Origin of the sequence: Paenibacillus sp. UNC451MF, from assembly GCF_000686845.1 — a bacterium.
GTDB lineage: Bacteria > Bacillota > Bacilli > Paenibacillales > NBRC-103111 > Paenibacillus_S.
Genome location: NZ_JMLS01000019.1, coordinates 171958 through 189664, shown reverse-complemented (window position 1 = coordinate 189664; position 17707 = coordinate 171958). Strand labels below are relative to the sequence as shown.

Annotated in this window: 15 protein-coding genes and 1 rRNA gene; 6 read left to right on the top strand and 10 right to left on the bottom strand. The window is 44.2% G+C overall.

Features of this window, described 5'->3' with window-relative positions; genetic code table 11:
- The 10 genes from BP97_RS0119800 to dnaA all read right to left on the bottom strand — a co-directional run.
- A 16S ribosomal RNA gene (locus BP97_RS0119800) occupies positions 1–172 on the bottom strand; the annotation flags it as partial.
- 332 nt (positions 173–504) lie between these two features.
- Positions 505–1563 carry an HD-GYP domain-containing protein gene (locus BP97_RS0119795; protein ID WP_028550670.1) on the bottom strand — a complete coding sequence of 353 codons (1059 nt, stop codon included), beginning with the start codon at positions 1561–1563 and terminating at the stop codon, positions 505–507.
- Positions 1564–1711: 148 nt separating this feature from the next.
- A complete protein-coding gene (gyrA, locus tag BP97_RS0119790; RefSeq protein ID WP_028550669.1) occupies positions 1712–4207 on the bottom strand; it encodes a DNA gyrase subunit A in 2496 nt (831 codons plus the stop codon).
- Between the two features lie 73 nt (positions 4208–4280).
- Positions 4281–5123: a polysaccharide deacetylase family protein gene (locus BP97_RS0119785; RefSeq protein ID WP_028550668.1), complete on the bottom strand. Its 843-nt coding sequence runs from the start codon at positions 5121–5123 to the stop codon at positions 4281–4283.
- Between the two features lie 25 nt (positions 5124–5148).
- Positions 5149–7056 carry a DNA topoisomerase (ATP-hydrolyzing) subunit B gene (gene gyrB / locus BP97_RS0119780; protein ID WP_028550667.1) on the bottom strand — a complete coding sequence of 636 codons (1908 nt, stop codon included), beginning with the start codon at positions 7054–7056 and terminating at the stop codon, positions 5149–5151.
- A 28-nt stretch (positions 7057–7084) separates the two neighbouring features.
- The gene (gene remB, locus BP97_RS0119775) at positions 7085–7333 is read right to left on the bottom strand and encodes an extracellular matrix regulator RemB (protein WP_028550666.1); all 249 of its coding nucleotides are present in this window, start codon (positions 7331–7333) and stop codon (positions 7085–7087) included.
- 32 nt (positions 7334–7365) lie between these two features.
- Positions 7366–8475, bottom strand: coding sequence for a DNA replication/repair protein RecF (recF, locus tag BP97_RS0119770; RefSeq protein ID WP_028550665.1), 1110 nt, complete (start codon positions 8473–8475; stop codon positions 7366–7368).
- A 53-nt stretch (positions 8476–8528) separates the two neighbouring features.
- Positions 8529–8744 (bottom strand): S4 domain-containing protein YaaA, encoded by a 216-nt coding sequence (gene yaaA, locus BP97_RS0119765; RefSeq protein ID WP_028550664.1) that lies wholly within the window; start codon positions 8742–8744, stop codon positions 8529–8531.
- A 58-nt stretch (positions 8745–8802) separates the two neighbouring features.
- Positions 8803–9945 (bottom strand): DNA polymerase III subunit beta, encoded by a 1143-nt coding sequence (gene dnaN, locus BP97_RS0119760; protein WP_028550663.1) that lies wholly within the window; start codon positions 9943–9945, stop codon positions 8803–8805.
- A gap of 281 nt (positions 9946–10226) precedes the next feature.
- Entirely contained in the window at positions 10227–11591 is a 1365-nt protein-coding gene (gene dnaA, locus BP97_RS0119755; protein ID WP_028550662.1) for a chromosomal replication initiator protein DnaA, read from the bottom strand.
- A 632-nt stretch (positions 11592–12223) separates the two neighbouring features.
- Between dnaA and rpmH the strand changes: the two genes are divergently transcribed.
- The 6 genes from rpmH to mnmG all read left to right on the top strand — a co-directional run bounded on the left by rpmH (position 12224) and on the right by mnmG (position 17707).
- Positions 12224–12358, top strand: coding sequence for a 50S ribosomal protein L34 (gene rpmH / locus BP97_RS0119750; protein WP_028550661.1), 135 nt, complete (start codon positions 12224–12226; stop codon positions 12356–12358).
- A 180-nt stretch (positions 12359–12538) separates the two neighbouring features.
- On the top strand, positions 12539–12883 hold the full coding sequence (gene rnpA / locus BP97_RS0119745; protein WP_028550660.1) for a ribonuclease P protein component: 345 nt from the start codon (positions 12539–12541) through the stop codon (positions 12881–12883).
- 77 nt (positions 12884–12960) lie between these two features.
- Entirely contained in the window at positions 12961–13698 is a 738-nt protein-coding gene (gene yidC / locus BP97_RS0119740; RefSeq protein WP_028550659.1) for a membrane protein insertase YidC, read from the top strand.
- Positions 13695–14312: an RNA-binding cell elongation regulator Jag/EloR gene (gene jag / locus BP97_RS0119735; RefSeq protein ID WP_028550658.1), complete on the top strand. Its 618-nt coding sequence runs from the start codon at positions 13695–13697 to the stop codon at positions 14310–14312. The genes yidC and jag overlap by 4 nt, the downstream gene beginning before the upstream one ends.
- A gap of 101 nt (positions 14313–14413) precedes the next feature.
- Complete coding sequence (gene mnmE / locus BP97_RS0119730; RefSeq protein WP_028550657.1) at positions 14414–15790, top strand: tRNA uridine-5-carboxymethylaminomethyl(34) synthesis GTPase MnmE; 1377 nt, start codon at positions 14414–14416, stop codon at positions 15788–15790.
- 30 nt (positions 15791–15820) lie between these two features.
- Positions 15821–17707 carry a tRNA uridine-5-carboxymethylaminomethyl(34) synthesis enzyme MnmG gene (gene mnmG, locus BP97_RS0119725; protein WP_028550656.1) on the top strand — a complete coding sequence of 629 codons (1887 nt, stop codon included), beginning with the start codon at positions 15821–15823 and terminating at the stop codon, positions 17705–17707.

Genomic DNA, 17707 nt, shown 5'->3' with positions numbered 1-17707 from the left:
GAACCAGCTATCCGGTCTTAGCTATCGTTTCCGATAGTTATCCCAGTCTTACAGGCAGGTTGCCTACGTGTTACTCACCCGTCCGCCGCTATCCCCGAAGGGACCGCTCGACTTGCATGTATTAGGCACGCCGCCAGCGTTCGTCCTGAGCCAGGATCAAACTCTCCATTAAAGTGATCACCGAAGCGATCGTATAATAGAGCTTGTCTTAAGCTCAAAATTCAATGCTAGCGAGAATTTTCATTCTCTTTAAAACATTCACTCGTTGTTCAGTTTTCAAAGGACAATTCCTCGACAAAACCTTATTACTTCCGTAATGTTCGCTTTGTCATTTTGTGTCGTCTTGTTTAGCGGCGACTTTTATAATATAACACATTCGCCTACTCAATTGCAAGTGTTTTTTTATTTTGTTTTAAAAACTTTCAAATAAAAAACCTTCGCCTTAAGCAGCGAAGATTAATTTATCATATATGTATATAGAGAGTCAAGTCTATATTGCTTATTTTATTTTTGAATAACATCTTGGATATATAGACTGCGTTCCATCGACAAATTAATAATCTGACCATTAATATTGATCCACGGTCTCGTTGGATGGGTCCTATCAGTAAAAACAATTTCTCCGATTCGGTTATCGTTCAATTTGACTAAGACACCATTGTGAAACTCCGTTACTTTTTGAATAAATACTTGGACAAGGGCAGGTTCCAATTTTCCGAACGATTCATTGAAAAGCTGATCAAGTACCAAATAACGTGACACAGCTTTTTTATGGTACCTTGCTGATGTCATTGCATGGTAAATATCTGCAATAGCAACAATTTTAGAGTACTGATGGATCTTATCCCCTTTATTGCCCGTTGGATAGCCTGAGCCGTCTTCTCGTTCATGATGCTGCAGCGCGCACAGTTTGACGCCCTCGTTGATGGCTGTCACATTCTTCAGAAGATTATAGCCTATGACAGTGTGCTGCTTCATTTCCTCGATTTCATCAACTGTCAGCTTGTTAGGCTTAGACAAAATGGCCTGATCGACCTTAGCATTTCCTATATCGTGAAGAAGACCTCCCAGAGCGACAGGCATAAGATCTTTTTGAGGTAACCCGCTCCACTTGGCTAAACAATAGGAGGTTAAGCTAACCATAATGCTATTATGATAAATAAAGTCCTGAAGTTGGAACACTTTAGGTTCAAATGTCAAAATTCTGTACTGATCGATATGTTGAATCAGAGCCTCCAACTGAGTTCTAATTTCTAGTATAGGAGGATTTTGCCCACCAACAGAGGTGAATACTTTTCTAAGCAAAGCAAGCATCTTATCGTATTCCACATAAAAAGGATGTACGGTTCGGACTGGCTCTTCGCTTGGAGTCTCCTTTACATTCTCTTGCTCATTGGTTTTGGATTCTATCGAGATGCTAGGAATGAGGAACGCTCTTAGTATCTCAATATCTTTATCAGTAACTACTCTACCTTTATAGAATAATACGCTTCCGCGCTTGGTTTGCACGTTGTCTAATATTTTTTCTCCGGGTTTTAGCTGGGATACAGGAACCGTCGCCATTGGATCGTCCTCACCTTACTTTCTATCGTATCAATCTTATTTTAAACGAAAAAGAATGGGGATGTAACCCCCCATTCTTTTTCAAATGCCAAAAATTTCAATGTTTTTTGTCGAAACAATACGTTTGGTTATTCAAGCAAAGAAAGGATTATTCCTCTCCTTCACCTGCATCATTCGTTTCCGCAACGTTTTCTTCGCCTTCTTGATCTTCAGCCGACTCTTCACTTTTCTCTACACGAGCAACCGTTGATACTTCGTCCTCGTCACGGATGTTAATCAACTTAACCCCTTGAGTATAGCGACCCATCATCGATATGCCGGACATGCTTGTTCGAATGATCGTTCCAAGCGCCGTAATAATCATCAGATCCTCATCGTCTTGAACGATTTTGAGGCCTACGACAGGGCCATTCTTCGGCGTAACGTTAAGCGTTTTGATCCCTTTACCTCCACGCGACTGCAGACGGTATTCCGATACCGGCGTACGTTTACCGAAGCCCTTGGAAGTTACGATCAAGACACTGTTATCTTCTTTGACAACGTCCATATCAATAACCGCATCATCATCGCCAATGTTAATCCCTTTTACCCCGGTAGCCGAACGTCCCATGGAACGCACTTCGTTTTCAGGGAAATGAATGGATATCCCTTGTTTGGTCCCCATAATGATCGTTTGGTTACCATCTGTCAGCTTAACACCGATCAAATCGTCATCCTCACGAAGCGTAATAGCAATCAAACCGCCTTTGCGGATGTTGCTGTAGTCGTTCAACGGGGTCTTTTTCACCAAACCATTTTTGGTTGCAAAGAACAAGTACTGTTCGGACTCAAAGCCCTCAACCGGTATAACCGCGTTGATGGTTTCCCCTTGCTCGATCTGAAGCAGGTTAATGATTGGTGTTCCTCGAGCTGTACGACTGAGATCAGGGATCTCGTAAGCCTTCAGCTTGTATACTTTACCTTTGTTAGTGAAGAACATCAGGAAATGATGCGTATTCGTCACGAACAGATGTTCTACGAAGTCTTTATCTTTCGTATCCATACCTATGACGCCTTTACCACCCCGTTTTTGACTGCGATAAGTGGATACAGGCAATCTCTTAATATAGCCAGTATGGGAAATGGTGATGATAACTTCTTCACGTGGAATAAGATCCTCATCCTCGATGCTTTCTTCACCTATTGTAATCTCGGACCGGCGATCATCGCCGAATTTCTCCTTGATTTCGTTAAGCTCCTCGCTGATGATGGCCAGAACCAACTGTTCATCTGCCAAAATCGCTTTGTATTCCGCGATTTTAGCCAGCAGCTCTGCATACTCCTCTTCGATCTTCTCACGTTCTAAGCCCGTCAAACGTTGTAGACGCATGTCCAGAATAGCTTGAGCTTGATCGTAGCTTAGTTCAAATTGAGTCATTAAACCATCACGAGCTTCTTCTGTCGTCCGCGAAGAACGGATGAGGGCAATAACTCGATCTAGGTGGTCAAGGGCAATTCGTAAACCTTCAAGAATATGGGCTCTAGCTTCTGCTTTGCGCAATTCATACTCTGTACGGCGGCGAATAACGACCTTTTGATGCTCCAGGTAATGGTAAAGCATTTCCTTCAGGTTCATAACCTTCGGCTCGCCGTTAACCAATGCCAGCATGATAATACCGAAATTGGATTGCAAAGCCGTATGCTTGTAAAGGTTGTTCAATACGACGTTAGGATTCACATCACGACGCAGCTCGATAACTATCCGCATACCATTGCGGTCGGACTCATCTCGTAAATCAGTAATGCCTTCGATTTTTTTCTCGCGTACCAGCTCAGCAATTTTTTCAATCAACCGCGCTTTAATAACCTGGTATGGCAGCTCATGAACAATAATGCGCGCCTTGTTATTATTTTCTTCTATCGTTGCTCTAGCTCTCATCGTAACGGAGCCTCGGCCAGTATTGTAAGCTTGACGTATGCCTTCGCGACCTAAGATAAAGCCAGCGGTAGGGAAATCCGGACCTTTGATCGATTGCATCAACTCCATTGGAGTGACGTCGGGATTCTCTATCATTTGTTGAATTCCATCGATAACTTCTCTTAAGTTATGAGGAGGGATATTCGTTGCCATCCCTACGGCAATACCCGAACTACCGTTTACCAATAAGTTAGGAAAACGAGCAGGGAGGACTACTGGTTCCTGTTCCTCTCCATCATAGTTGGGAGCAAAATCGACCGTTTCTTTGTTAATATCACGCAAAAGCTCCATTGCGATCTTGGACAACCGAGCCTCGGTGTAACGCATAGCCGCAGCAAAATCGCCATCAATGGAACCAAAGTTACCGTGACCATCTACGAGCATGTAACGGAGTGAGAAATCTTGTGCCATCCGCACCATCGTCTCATAAACTGGAGCATCACCATGGGGGTGATACTTACCAATAACTTCACCGACGATTCTCGCCGATTTCTTATGGGGTTTGTCCGAATACATTCCTAGCTCAGACATGGCGAACAAAATACGGCGATGTACCGGCTTAAGCCCGTCCCTAACGTCTGGCAGGGCACGGCTTACGATAATGCTCATTGCGTAATCCAAAAAGGATGTGCGCATCTCCGAGCTGATATCGATTTCTTTAACTTGTGAGCGCTGTTCGTCGGACATTGTTTACCTCCTGCAAGTTTGCCTTGGCAAAGCCACTTTGTAACCCTAAAAAATTACGCTGTGGCCACTGCCATTAAAGACCGTGTAATCTTTGTATAATTAAATTATTCAATGAGTTCGCTTTAACAAAAGGACTGCCTGCATTGATCCGCGGAATTTGCATCGGATCGGTATCACGTGATGTGACCCCGCTAACGGTAGTATAAGCGTACTGTATTCCCGATCTGTTCAATAATTCAGCTGATTTGGCATCGTATATCCCAAACGGATAGGCGAAGGAGTCAATCGGCCGGTTGTACAATTCTCCAAGCCTTTTGCGGCATAGCTGTGTATCATCTATGATTCGCTGCTCGAACTGCCGTTCTGTTTCTACTACACCTTGATCATTAGGCAGCTTAGTCGTGAATAATGCGCCGCCATTTGGTGCTCGGTCATGCAAGCTGTCCGTATGGCATTGAACGTCTATCCCCGCCATTTCTTGCGTCATTTGTCGGATTTGATCTTTCGATAGGGACGGTAGAAGACTCCTCAACGGCTGATCAATATCCTTCGTAATGACAAAATTAACGGCGGGAATGTTCAATTCCTTCAAAACAGGGTAAGCACGAGTATAAAAGCTCTGATAGCCGTCATCAAAAGTGACTAGAACAGCATTAGGAGGGACGGGCCCTCCTGCCAAATAGGCTTTAAATTGTGACAAGCTAATAAATTGATACCCTCGTTGCAGCATATCTGTCAGCTGCTCTCGGAATAATTCCGTCTTGATCGTTACGTCCCCAACAATTTGATCATCTATATGATGATACGCGATTACGGATACCCGATCTTTATATACAATCAGCGGGGCTTGCTGGAATATGCCTGGAGTAAGCCACAGCAAAACGACTACCAGCAGCCATAATCCGGCTCTCTGCATCCAACTCAAAGCTCCTTCAGACTTGCTAAATATCAAGGTTCTTAACGAACTTGGCATGCTGATGAATAAAGTCTCTGCGCGGCTCGACATTCTCGCCCATCAGTGCGTCGAAAATGGAATCTGCATCAATCGCATCTTGAATGTTTACTTGCAATAGGGTACGGCTATCCGGATCCATCGTAGTCTCCCACAATTGAACCGGGTCCATTTCACCAAGACCTTTGTAGCGCTGCACGTTTACTTTGACGCCTTCACCAAATTCCTGCATGATGGCATCCTTCTGCTTGTCATTATAGGCATAACGCACCGTCTTACCGCGTTCCAGCTTGTACAGCGGCGGCTGGGCAATATAAATATAGCCAGCTTCGACAACCTTGCGCATGTAACGGTAAAAGAACGTAAGAAGCAGAGTACGAATATGTGCTCCGTCAACATCCGCATCCGTCATAATAATCACCTTATGGTAACGAGCCTTAGCAATATCGAAATCTTCCCCAATTCCCGTACCAAGTGCAGTAATAATCGCGCGAATTTCCAAACTGGACAAAATTTTATCCAATCTGGCTTTTTCCACGTTCAAAATTTTCCCCCGTATAGGCAGGATCGCTTGGAAGTGACGGTCACGTCCCTGTTTGGCGGAACCGCCAGCAGAGTCACCCTCAACAATATATACTTCACTGATCGAGGCGTCTTTGGAGGAGCAGTCAGCCAGCTTACCCGGCAAGGAACTAACCTCGAGGGCGCTTTTGCGCCGCGTCAATTCCCGTGCTTTACGGGCAGCTTCCCGTGCTCTAGCAGCTTGAACGCCCTTTTCAACTATTTTCTTAGCCACTGCTGGATTTTCGTCCAAAAATTCCATCAGCTTTTCAGAGAACAATGACTCAACAATGCCTCGGACTTCGCTGTTACCGAGCTTTGTCTTCGTTTGTCCCTCGAACTGTGGCTCTGGAATTTTAACGGAAATAATCGCAATCAAGCCTTCACGAACATCATCCCCGGATAAGTTGGAATCACTGTCCTTAATTGCGTTATATTTACGGGCGTAATCGTTCAAAATCCGTGTAAGAGCACTCTTAAAGCCGGATTCATGCGTACCGCCCTCATGGGTATTGATATTATTAGCGAACGAATAGATGTTCTCGGTATAGCTGTCATTGTACTGAAGCGCAATTTCAACCTGGATAAAATCTTTCGAACCTTCCGTATAAATCGGAGGATGCAACGCTTCACGATTCCGGTTCAAATACTCGACAAAGGAGATAATTCCGCCTTCGTACATGAAGGTATGCGTGACATCCGTGCGTTCGTCGGTCAAGCAAATTTCAATACCTTTATTCAGAAACGCCAGCTCTCTTATACGAGCTTGCAGCGTATCATAATCAAATTCCGTCGTTTCTTTAAAAATTTCCTCATCCGGCCAAAAGGTAATGATAGTTCCGGTTTCTTCCGAATCTCCCACCACTTGCAGGTCATACTGAGCGGCTCCACGTTGATACTCCTGTTGGTGAATTTTGCCCTCACGTTTGACTTGAACAACCAGTTTTTTGGAAAGAGCATTTACTACAGACACACCGACCCCGTGAAGACCGCCGGACACCTTATAGCCTTCGCCGCCGAATTTCCCCCCGGCATGAAGCACTGTAAGGACGACTTCAAGTGTCGATTTTTTCAATTTGGTGTTTTCACCGACTGGAATGCCTCGACCATTGTCAATGACCGTAACACTGTTATCCTTATGCACGATCACTTCAATTTTGGTACAAAAACCGGCCAAAGCTTCGTCAATACTGTTATCGACGACTTCCCACACAAGGTGATGAAGGCCTTTGCCACTGGTTGAACCGATATACATCCCCGGACGTTTCCGAACGGCTTCAAGACCTTCCAGTACCTGTATCTGACTTTCATCGTACGTGTTTTGATTCACAGACATGTTGACACCCACTTTTCCAAGGTAATATCTAGTTTGTTAAAAGATGATGCGCCCGTTTCTTCAAAGTCATGGAGGAGATGGGAGAGTAGTATACCTTCGATTGCGTCACCACAAGTGACTTGCTTTCTTCCTCCCCGATAACCTCAACCTTCTTCTCTTTGAGTGCGTAGCTGATGAACTGCTTTGATATTTTTGAAGATTTCTCAATGGATAGATCAAATATAGCAACGAGCTCGGATGCGCGAATAATTTTTTCTCCGCCTAAATGGATGAACATTGTCGGCCATCTCCTTATAACGTGAGACTTTTCTATGTTAAGCTTCCGTTCCGTACATGAATGACAGAAGCACTTTCCAGCTTGCCAAGATCCACACTCTCGATTCCGGTCGTTGTTATGAAAGTCTGAACCTTATTTTGAAACGTCTCAATGAGCTGCGTTTGCCTAGAACGGTCAAGCTCGGATAAGACATCATCCAACAGCAGGATAGGATATTCGCCTACTTCCTCCCGAATCAGTTCAATCTCAGCCAGCTTCAAAGAGAGTGCGGTTGTTCTTTGCTGGCCTTGCGAGCCGAACGTCTGCACTTCCTTATCGTTAATATAAAACAATAAATCATCCCGATGAGGGCCTACCATAGTCACACCGCGCCGCAATTCCTGTTCTTTCACCTGTGATAACTTTATCATAAATTGGTCAAATAAAACAGTTTCATCTTCCAAAACCGCCGAATCGAACGAAGTAGAATAGGCAATTCGCACTTGTTCGTTGCCTCCGGTAATGCCCAGATGAATCTTTTCCGCCCAGGATTGCAGCTTCTTTATAAAGCTTTGACGTTTTTTAATAATTTTAACACCAAAAGTAGCCAATTGTTCATTCCAAACTTCCAGCATGCTGGCTTTGCTATCTCGGGATGTGAACAGCTGCTTTAAATAATTGTTCCGCTGCACCAATATTTTTTGATATTGTGACAAATCGTACAAATAGGCGGGATGAACCTGCCCGATCTCCATGTCCAAGAAACGGCGGCGCACCGAAGGAGAGCCTTTGACAATTTCCAGGTCCTCGGGAGCAAACATAACCACGTTCAGAGAACCTATGAAATTACTGAGCTTTTTCTGCTCTAGGCCATTGATTTTCGCTTTTTTCCCTTGCTGCGAAATGGTTAGATCCAGTTGGCATGTGCCGTACTTTTTATCTACCTCAGCGTGAAGCAGGGTATGGGGTGAATCCCATTGTATGAGTTCCTTATCCTGGTGCGTCCGATGCGATTTGGTTAAAGCCAGCACAAAAATGGACTCTAACAAATTCGTCTTCCCTTGTGCATTAGGGCCTACGATGATATTGACCATATGCCCGGTTTCAAAATAAACCTCGTCATAGTTACGGTAATGCTGTAAAGACAGCTTTTTCAATTGCAACGCATTTCCTCCTACAGGCTCATGCGCGAAAGGCATGGCCGCTTCGAAACCTCTTAGCTGCGAACCACCTGGAATTCGCCGCACCCCTCAACTCGAACCTGGTCTTGATGTACCAGTTTTTTGCCGCGGCGGTTTTCCGGCTCTCCGTTAACGTAAATCTCCGTTTCCTGAAGAAAGCTCTTGGCTTGTCCACCTGTGGATATGCAGTCAGCCAGCTTCAGAAACTGCCCTAACGTAATATAGTCCGTATGAATTTGGATCATTTTCATGTTGTTAAGTGGCTCCTTTTTCCATGCTGAGCATATCGGTCCTACAGTTCACGGAACGTTAGTTCGTAGTCCGGTAAGGCAGGATCAGCTGCAGCAAGCTTGAAGTTTCTTCCGGTCGAAAGATGATAGGCTGCATAGCACCGGTAAATCCTATACGGATTAATTCCCCGTCCATCACCTTTAAAGCATCCAGCATATATTTGGAGTTGAACGAAATTCTAAGCAGCTCACCGGTTAAGCTGGAAACCTCCAACTGCTCCGTTACTTTTCCTAGCTCGGAGGAGCTGGAAGAAATTTCGATCGTATGGTCTTCCCTCATAATGAGCTTAACAATATTCGTTTTCTCTTCCCTGGACAGCAAATAGGCCCGATCAATCGCTTCAGCAAGCTGTTGAGCATTGATGACAAGCTCAGTCTGAAAGGATTGAGGAATCAACTTAGACGTATCCGGGTACGTTCCATCCAAAATACGGGTATAGAACAAAATGGAGCTTAATTTAAAGAGCACTTGATTCTCGGCAAAAATGATATCGATCAACGTATTCTGATCAGGCAAAATTTTGGATAGTTCGTTGAGCGTTTTACCAGATATAGAAACGTTGTTCAACTGAAAATCCGCATCTACCTCGATGTTCGTCTCCCGACTTCCCAAACGATGACGGTCACAGGCGGTAAATTTGAGCTTGCGATCCGCAATCGTCCACAAGACTCCAGTCAAAATAGGAGTGGACTCATTAGTCGAAACGGCAAATGAAGTCTGTTTGATCATCGTTTTTAACAGATCACTCGGCATTTGAATGCGTCTGTTTTCTTCAATGCTTGGAAGGGTAGGGTACTCCTCCGGATCTAGACCAACCAATTGGATCTCTGAAGAACCGGAGCGAATGGTCGTTTGAAAATGGTCCTTTACCTCAATTTCAACAACTTGCGCAGGCAGCTTACGTACGATTTCCACAAAAAACTTGGAAGAAAGGACTACGCTACCCGGGCGTTCCAATTCTATAATGCTAAGTTCATTTTTCTCAATAGGTATAAAGCTTTGAATAGAAATATCCGTATCACTTGCCGTCAATGTCATGCCCGTAGCATCGGCGTCTATTTTAATCCCGGTCAAAATGGGAATCGTCGTTTTGTTAGAAATCGCTTTGGATACGTGTTGAATGGACTCGTTCAAGTGTTCTTTTAAGATTGTTAACTTCATTTTGTCACTCCTATGGTTACGAAAATGATGGAGATGCCATATACATCTATAATACCTTTTTTTTATTAGTAATAGTAGTAGGGCCTCTGGATATGTGGATATGTGGAGAAAAGTAGCAAAGCAAAAGCCTATCCACATGTGAATAGTTTGTGCATAGGCTTATAGTTATACAGATGCGAAAAGCCAACTCCAAGGACGAAAAAAGTTCGCAGGAGCTGCTCTTCATACCACAATGGATATATAGTTTTGCAAAAACAACAGGTTGGGGCGTTAAAAACCGCTTATGCCGTTATGTTTTTTACTTTCTCCATAAGATTTTGAATAATTTTAGATAACTCGTGATCGTTTTTCAGTGCTTCCGAAATTTTCTCATGGGCATGGATGACAGTCGTATGGTCCCGTCCGCCAAACGCTTCACCAATCTTAGGCAATGAAAAATCGGTCATCTCCCTAGCCAGATACATGGCGATTTGCCGTGGATATGCGACCATTTTCGTACGTTTCCTCGCCTTGAAATCCTCCATTTTAAGACCGTAAAACTCTCCGACTTTTTGTTGAATATCTTGAATCGTAATAACCTTTGGCCGGCTGCTCGGGATAATATCCTTCAGCGCTTCAGCGGCAAGGTGGGATGTAATGTCCTCGTTAATCAGCGAAGAATAGGCAACGACACGAATTAAGGCGCCCTCGAGCTCCCGGATGTTCGTATCGATTTGATTGGCTATGTAAACCATGGCCTCATTAGGTATTTCTAGGTTTTCCGCTTTTGCCTTTTTGCGCAAAATCGCAATCCGCGTTTCGAGATCCGGCGGCTGGATATCGGTTATCAAGCCCCATTCGAAGCGCGAGCGCAGACGTTCCTCCAAGGTAGGGATCTCCTTAGGCGGGCGGTCACTCGAAATAATGATTTGTTTGCGTTCTTCGTGAAGTGCATTAAACGTATGAAAAAATTCTTCCTGCGTCTGTTCTTTTCCCGCAAGAAACTGAATATCATCTATGAGCAGCACATCGATGTTGCGGTATTTATTGCGGAAGCTTTCGCCGCGGTTATCGCGGATCGCGTTAATAAATTCATTCGTAAATTTCTCAGAAGAAATATAAAGAACCTTGGCACTTGGATTATGTTCAAGCACGTAATGCCCGATAGCGTGCATCAAGTGAGTTTTTCCAAGTCCAACGCCTCCGTACAAAAACAGCGGATTATAAGCCTTTGCCGGCGCTTCGGCCACAGCAAGAGAAGCCGCATGAGCAAAACGATTCCCAGAACCGATGACAAAAGTGTCAAACGTGTATTTTGGGTTCATCATATGGCTGAACGTTTCTTCTGGGACAGCGGTTGGGGCTTTCACCGGGATGTTCGGATTGGAGGAGGGAGTGCCTGCAGCTTTCTCTTCTTCGGATTCGATAATGAATTTCACTTCCGTTGGCTTTCCAATGTAATCGAAAATCGTATCCTTAATCAGCTTGGTGTACCGGTTCTCCAGCCATTCTCTGGCGAAGTTGTTCGGTGCACAGATCACGACTTTGGATTCGTTGAAAATGACGGCTCTTGTGGATGTAAACCAGGTTTCGTAGCTTGGTTTACTCAGCCTTGTTTGAATAATGGAAAGGACTTGCTGCCATTGCTCGTTTGGATGGCTTTCCACAATGTATTCACTCCTTCAAAAAAATAAGCGGTGTGGCATAAGCCATACGGGTGTAGAAAAAAAGCGGGTTGTGTCGCAAAATATCCACAGCATCCAGAGAGTGCGGGAAAATATTATACAGAGGGGTTGTAAATTGTTCACAAAGATATCCACAGGCTGTTGATAAAATAGTTGATAACCGTTCTATATCCACAGGATAAGCATAACCATAATATCAAAATATGTTCGGTTTATCAATGAATTGTTTCCGTTTATCCACATCTTCTATAGCTTGTGTGTAACTTTTATCAACAACACAAGATATTGTTTATAAAATGTTATTAGTTCGACAAAACCTGCGCATAAGCGCTCTTTTTTTATGCACAGGCTATTTTTTTGCGGCGAAATTTAGAGAAATAGCGTTGTGGATATATTTTTTTGACGAAAAGTTGACGGCAGCTTTCAACTCGATTGTCGATAATGAGATAAGAAAGATATCCACATCGAATTGCGCAGAGGGTATGGAAGGGGATTACCTATAATGGGGATGCCAAAAGTTTGCAAGGGCGGTAAGTTGACTTTTTGATGATAAAGTGTTTTAATGTTGTAAGGTATTTTTGGGAATGGATTTTCCTCAAGGAGGTGCTAGAATAATGAGACCGACATACAAACCGAACGTTAGAAAGCATAAGAAAGTACACGGCTTCCGTAAGAGAATGAGTACGAAGAATGGTCGTAAAGTACTCGCTGCTCGTCGTTTAAAAGGAAGAAAAGTATTGAGCGCATAATACAAAAGGCCACTGTTAGGTGGTCTTTTTTGTTTTTATAGGAATTAAGCCAGTTACGGAAGGTCCATTTGCTCGGTATTGTAACCGTACTTATAAGAGTGATGTTATAAAATGACCGGATTTGGCGCAGGATAGTATTGTTTTGGCGTTTCTGATCGGGGCGAAGATGGAGAGTTCATAGTGGAAAAGAAAAATCGGTTGACGAAAAGAGAATATTTCGACAAGGTGTATCGCGGCGGCAAATCGATGGCGAATCATCAGTTTGTACTATATTATTATCCACGGCCGCAGCTGGAGTCGTTTCGCTTAGGGATTTCGGTCAGCAAGAAGCTTGGTAATGCCGTCGTCCGCAACCGGATCCGCCGAGTCGTTAAGGAAATTGTCCGATTGAACAAGCAGCGTTTTGCATGCGGTTACGATTTTATTTTGATCGCCCGCAAACCTGTTGTGGGATTATCTTATCAAGAAACGGAAAAGAGTATCCTCCACGTCTTTAAAAGGGCCTCGCTTTTAACGCGAAAATAACCCAAATTCATTTCTTTTTTATTAAGAGATATGATATAGTTTATTATTGGAAAAGATAAATCTAGGAGGATATTATTTTGACTCGTCGACTTGCTATCTATTTGCCGCTTTCATTCCTGTTTCTTCTGCTTGCAGGGTGTACTCCGGCGACAACTCCAATCGACCCTAATAACGGCGTTTGGGACAAGTATTTTGTCGGACCCTTGGCACAAGTATTGGACTGGTTTGCGACAGTGCTTTGGGGACAATACGGTTTGTCCATTTTGGTCGTAACGGTTATTATCCGATTAATTATATTACCGCTTACGCTGAAGCAATATAAGAGCTCGAAGCGGATGCAAGAATTACAGCCTGAAATGAAAAAGATCAAAGAAAAATACAAGGATGATGCCAAGAAGCAACAGGAAGAAACGATGAAGCTGTTTCAATCCAATGGCGTCAACCCACTGGCAGGCTGCTTGCCTTTGATCGTTCAGATGCCGATTTTGATCGCTTTGTATAATGCTATCATGCGTAATCACCATATTAATGAACATTCGTTCTTATGGATGCAGCTCGGAGCGAAAGATCCGTTTTATATTTTACCGCTATGTGCCGCATTGACCACTTACCTGCAACAAAAAATGATGAAGACTCAGATGAACCCGCAAATGCAGAGTTTGATGTTCATCTTCCCAGTTATGATTTTCGTTATGGCGATGAACTTCGCTTCCGCACTTCCACTTTACTGGATTTACAGTAACATCTTCACGATCATTCAGTCATACTTTATTTATGGTGGATCATCTCAAAATAAGGTGGGCCCTTCAAAATGAAAAAAATAGTGGTTACGGGTAAATCGATTGAGGAAGCCGTTAGAAATGGCCTTCAGCAATGGAATACCACGGAGGATCGGGTCAAAATACAGGTGTTGGAGCAGCCCTCAAAAGGGCTGTTCGGCATAATTGGCACTAGAGATGCGAAAGTTGAGCTGGAGCTGATTCCCGATGCTGTTGAAGAAGCCATTCATTTTTTACAAGAAGTTTTCCAAACGATGAGCGTACAAGTACGCATTGAACAAAAGTCTACGAGAGACGGCTTGGAGTTCCATTTATACGGATCCGAACTCGGCATGCTGATTGGCAGACGAGGGCAAACCTTGGATGCTCTTCAATACCTGGTCAACATTGTAGCCAATCGCTACTCCACTTCGCATATGCGAATAGTGTTGGATGCAGAGCAGTTCCGTGAACGACGGAAAAAAACGCTCGAGGATTTGGCAGCCAGGCTGGCGGATAAAGTCATTCGTTCGAAAAAAGAAGTAGTGCTTGAGCCCATGTCTCCACAAGAGAGAAAAGTGATTCATGCGAAGCTGCAGGATCATGCTAAGGTTCGCACGTTCAGCAGAGGCGAGGAGCCGAATCGAAGAGTCGTTATTGTTACTAGATAAACCATTGCTGCAATGATGTCATTGTTATGACTCATTGCTTTTTTTCAATAGAAGATCCATTTTGGTAATAGACACGAAAAGATAAGAGGTTGAATACAGCTATGATTCAGGATACTATTGCGGCTATTTCCACTCCGCTAGGAGAAGGCGGAATAGCCATCATACGGGTTAGCGGAGAAGGAGCAGTTGCTGCGGCAGATCGTGTATTTTTCGGAAAAAGCAAGCTTTCCGAAGTGGCTACGCATACGGTTCATTACGGCTTTATTAAAGATCCGGCAACGATGGAGCGAATCGATGAAGTGCTCGTTACCGTTATGCGGGCGCCGCGTTCTTTTACAACGGAAGATGTTGTGGAAATTAGTTGTCACGGTGGATTCATTTCCGTGAAAAAAGTACTCGACCTGCTGTTGGAGCATGACGTTCGATTAGCAGAACCAGGTGAGTTCACTAAGCGTGCTTTTCTTAATGGACGAATTGATCTATCCCAAGCTGAAGCGGTTATCGATTTGATCCGGGCCAAGTCGGACCGGGCGTATAGTGTGGCGATGAAGCAATCGGAGGGAAGTCTCTCCAAAAGAATTAAGGCGCTTCGTCACGATCTCGTTGAATTGATGGCTCACATTGAAGTCAATATCGATTATCCGGAACATGATGTTGAAGAGATGACGAATGCTTTTATAAAAGAGAAGTGTTCGAATGCGATGGTCCAAATCGATGATCTGCTCAATACGGCGCAGCAAGGGAAGATTTTAAGAGAAGGTATTGTGACGGCAATTGTCGGAAAACCGAATGTAGGCAAATCGTCGTTACTGAATACATTGGCGCAGGATAATCGGGCGATTGTTACCGATATCCCAGGTACGACGCGGGATGTCATCGAGGAATATGTCAATGTGAACGGAATTCCCCTCAAGCTGCTAGATACAGCAGGTATTCGGGAAACGTCGGATATTGTCGAGCAGATCGGTGTGGAGAAATCGCGCAGCGCACTGGCAGATGCTGATTTGATCCTTCTTGTGTTCAACGGTGCCGAGTCTCTTCAAGTGGATGAGTTCGCTCTAATTGAGCAGCTGAAGGAGAAGCAGACGATTATTATCGTGAATAAGCTGGATTTGGCACAGAGGATTGAACTGGATGTGCTGACACAGCATTTTCCGCCGGAGCGGGTTGTGAAGATGTCACTGCTAGAGCAGCAGGGCATTACGGATTTGGAAAAAGCTATCGCTAGTATTTTCTTTAGCGGTCAGGTAGAATCAAGTGACCTGACTTATGTGAGCAATGTGCGACACATTTCTTTGCTGAAAAAGGCAAAAGGTTCTTTAGATGAAGCATTTAGCGCTACAGAGGCGTTCGTTCCTATAGATATGGTTCAAATCGATATTCGCAATGCCTGGGAGCATCTAGGCGAGATTATAGGTGATTCCGTTGGAGATTCATTGATAGATCAAATTTTCTCTCAATTTTGTTTGGGTAAATAATAGGTTGTTAGCGAGGAGGTATTGTATATTATGAGTTATGTAGCTGGTGAATATGATGTTATTGTAGTCGGTGCCGGACATGCAGGCTGCGAAGCAGCTCTTGCAGCAGCGCGTATGGGCTGTGAAACGCTGATGATTACAATCAATTTGGATATGGTTGCTTTTATGCCGTGCAACCCTTCGATCGGTGGACCTGCTAAAGGGCATGTGGTGCGTGAGATTGACGCGTTGGGCGGAGAAATGGGCCGGAATATCGATAAAACCTACATCCAAATGCGGATGCTGAATACAGGTAAGGGTCCAGCGGTGCATGCTCTTCGTGCACAAGCGGATAAATTTTTGTACCAGCATATGATGAAGCAAACGATGGAGAATGAGAAAAAGCTGACACTTCGCCAAGGCTTGGTAGAAGAGCTGATCGTGGAAGATGGAGTATGCAAAGGGGTTATCACCAAAACCGGAGCCCGTTATATGGGGAAAGCGGTTGTTATTACGACAGGAACTTATCTGCGCGGCAAAATTATTATGGGTGAGCTGATGTACGAAAGTGGACCTAACAATCAGCAGCCGGCTGTTAAGTTATCTCAATCATTGAAAGATCACGGGCTGGAGCTCGTTCGTTTCAAAACAGGAACGCCACCGCGGGTTCATAAGGATACCATCGATTTCAGCAAAACCGTCATTCAACCCGGTGATGAGAAGCCTAAGTTTTTCTCGTTCGAGACGACGGAGGAAGTGCCGAATCAGCTTCCTTGCTGGCTCACATATACTTCGGAAGATACACATCAAATTATTAATGATAACCTTCACCGTGCGCCTATGTTTTCCGGTGCAATTGAAGGAACAGGGCCGCGTTATTGCCCATCGATTGAAGATAAAATTGTTCGGTTTAGCGATAAGCCGAAGCATCAGATCTTCCTAGAGCCTGAAGGGCGCCATACGTCAGAGTACTATGTCCAAGGATTATCTACCAGTATGCCTGAGGATGTACAGTTAAGTATTCTTCGTTCCATTCCAGGCTTGGAAAAAGTCGAAATGATGCGTACCGGTTATGCGATTGAATACGATGCCGTTATTCCAACACAATTGAAACCATCGCTAGAGACGAAAGTAGTATCCGGATTGTTTACAGCTGGTCAAATTAATGGAACATCCGGTTACGAGGAAGCTGCTGGCCAAGGCGTGATGGCGGGAATTAACGCTGCACGCAAAGTCCAAGGACAAGAAGCTGTTGTATTGGATCGTTCCGAAGGATACATTGGCGTGTTGATCGACGATTTGGTTACCAAAGGAACGAACGAACCTTATCGCTTGTTAACTTCGCGTGCCGAATACCGTTTGCTACTGAGACATGACAATGCGGACCAACGCTTGACCCCGATCGGACACGATATCGGATTAATTAGCGAGGAACGTTATCAACGATTCCAACTCAAGCAGCAGCTTATTGCTGAAGAGATGGAGCGGTTGAAAACGACGAAGGTTAAGCCGGTCGAAGCTCAAGCAATGCTTAATTCGCTTGGTAGTGCTGAGTTGGTGAACTCCGTGGATCTGCTTACATTGCTTCGCCGTCCGGAAGTGACGTATGCTCATATTCATTCGATCTCTCCTTCTCCAATTGAGCTTTCAGAGGAAGTGATGGAGCAAGTTGAGATTCAAGTGAAGTATACGGGCTATATCGAGAAACAGCTGGCTCAAGTAGATCGGTTGAAAAAGATGGAGAAAAAGAAAATTCCAGATGATATTGTTTATGAGGATATTCACGGAATTGCAACGGAAGCAAAACAAAAACTTGCAAAAATCCGCCCTATTTCCATAGGTCAAGCATCTCGTATAGCGGGGGTAACACCTGCTGATATTTCGATTTTGCTAGTGCATTTGGAACATTACAATAAAGTGGTAGCTGCCAGAGGTTAA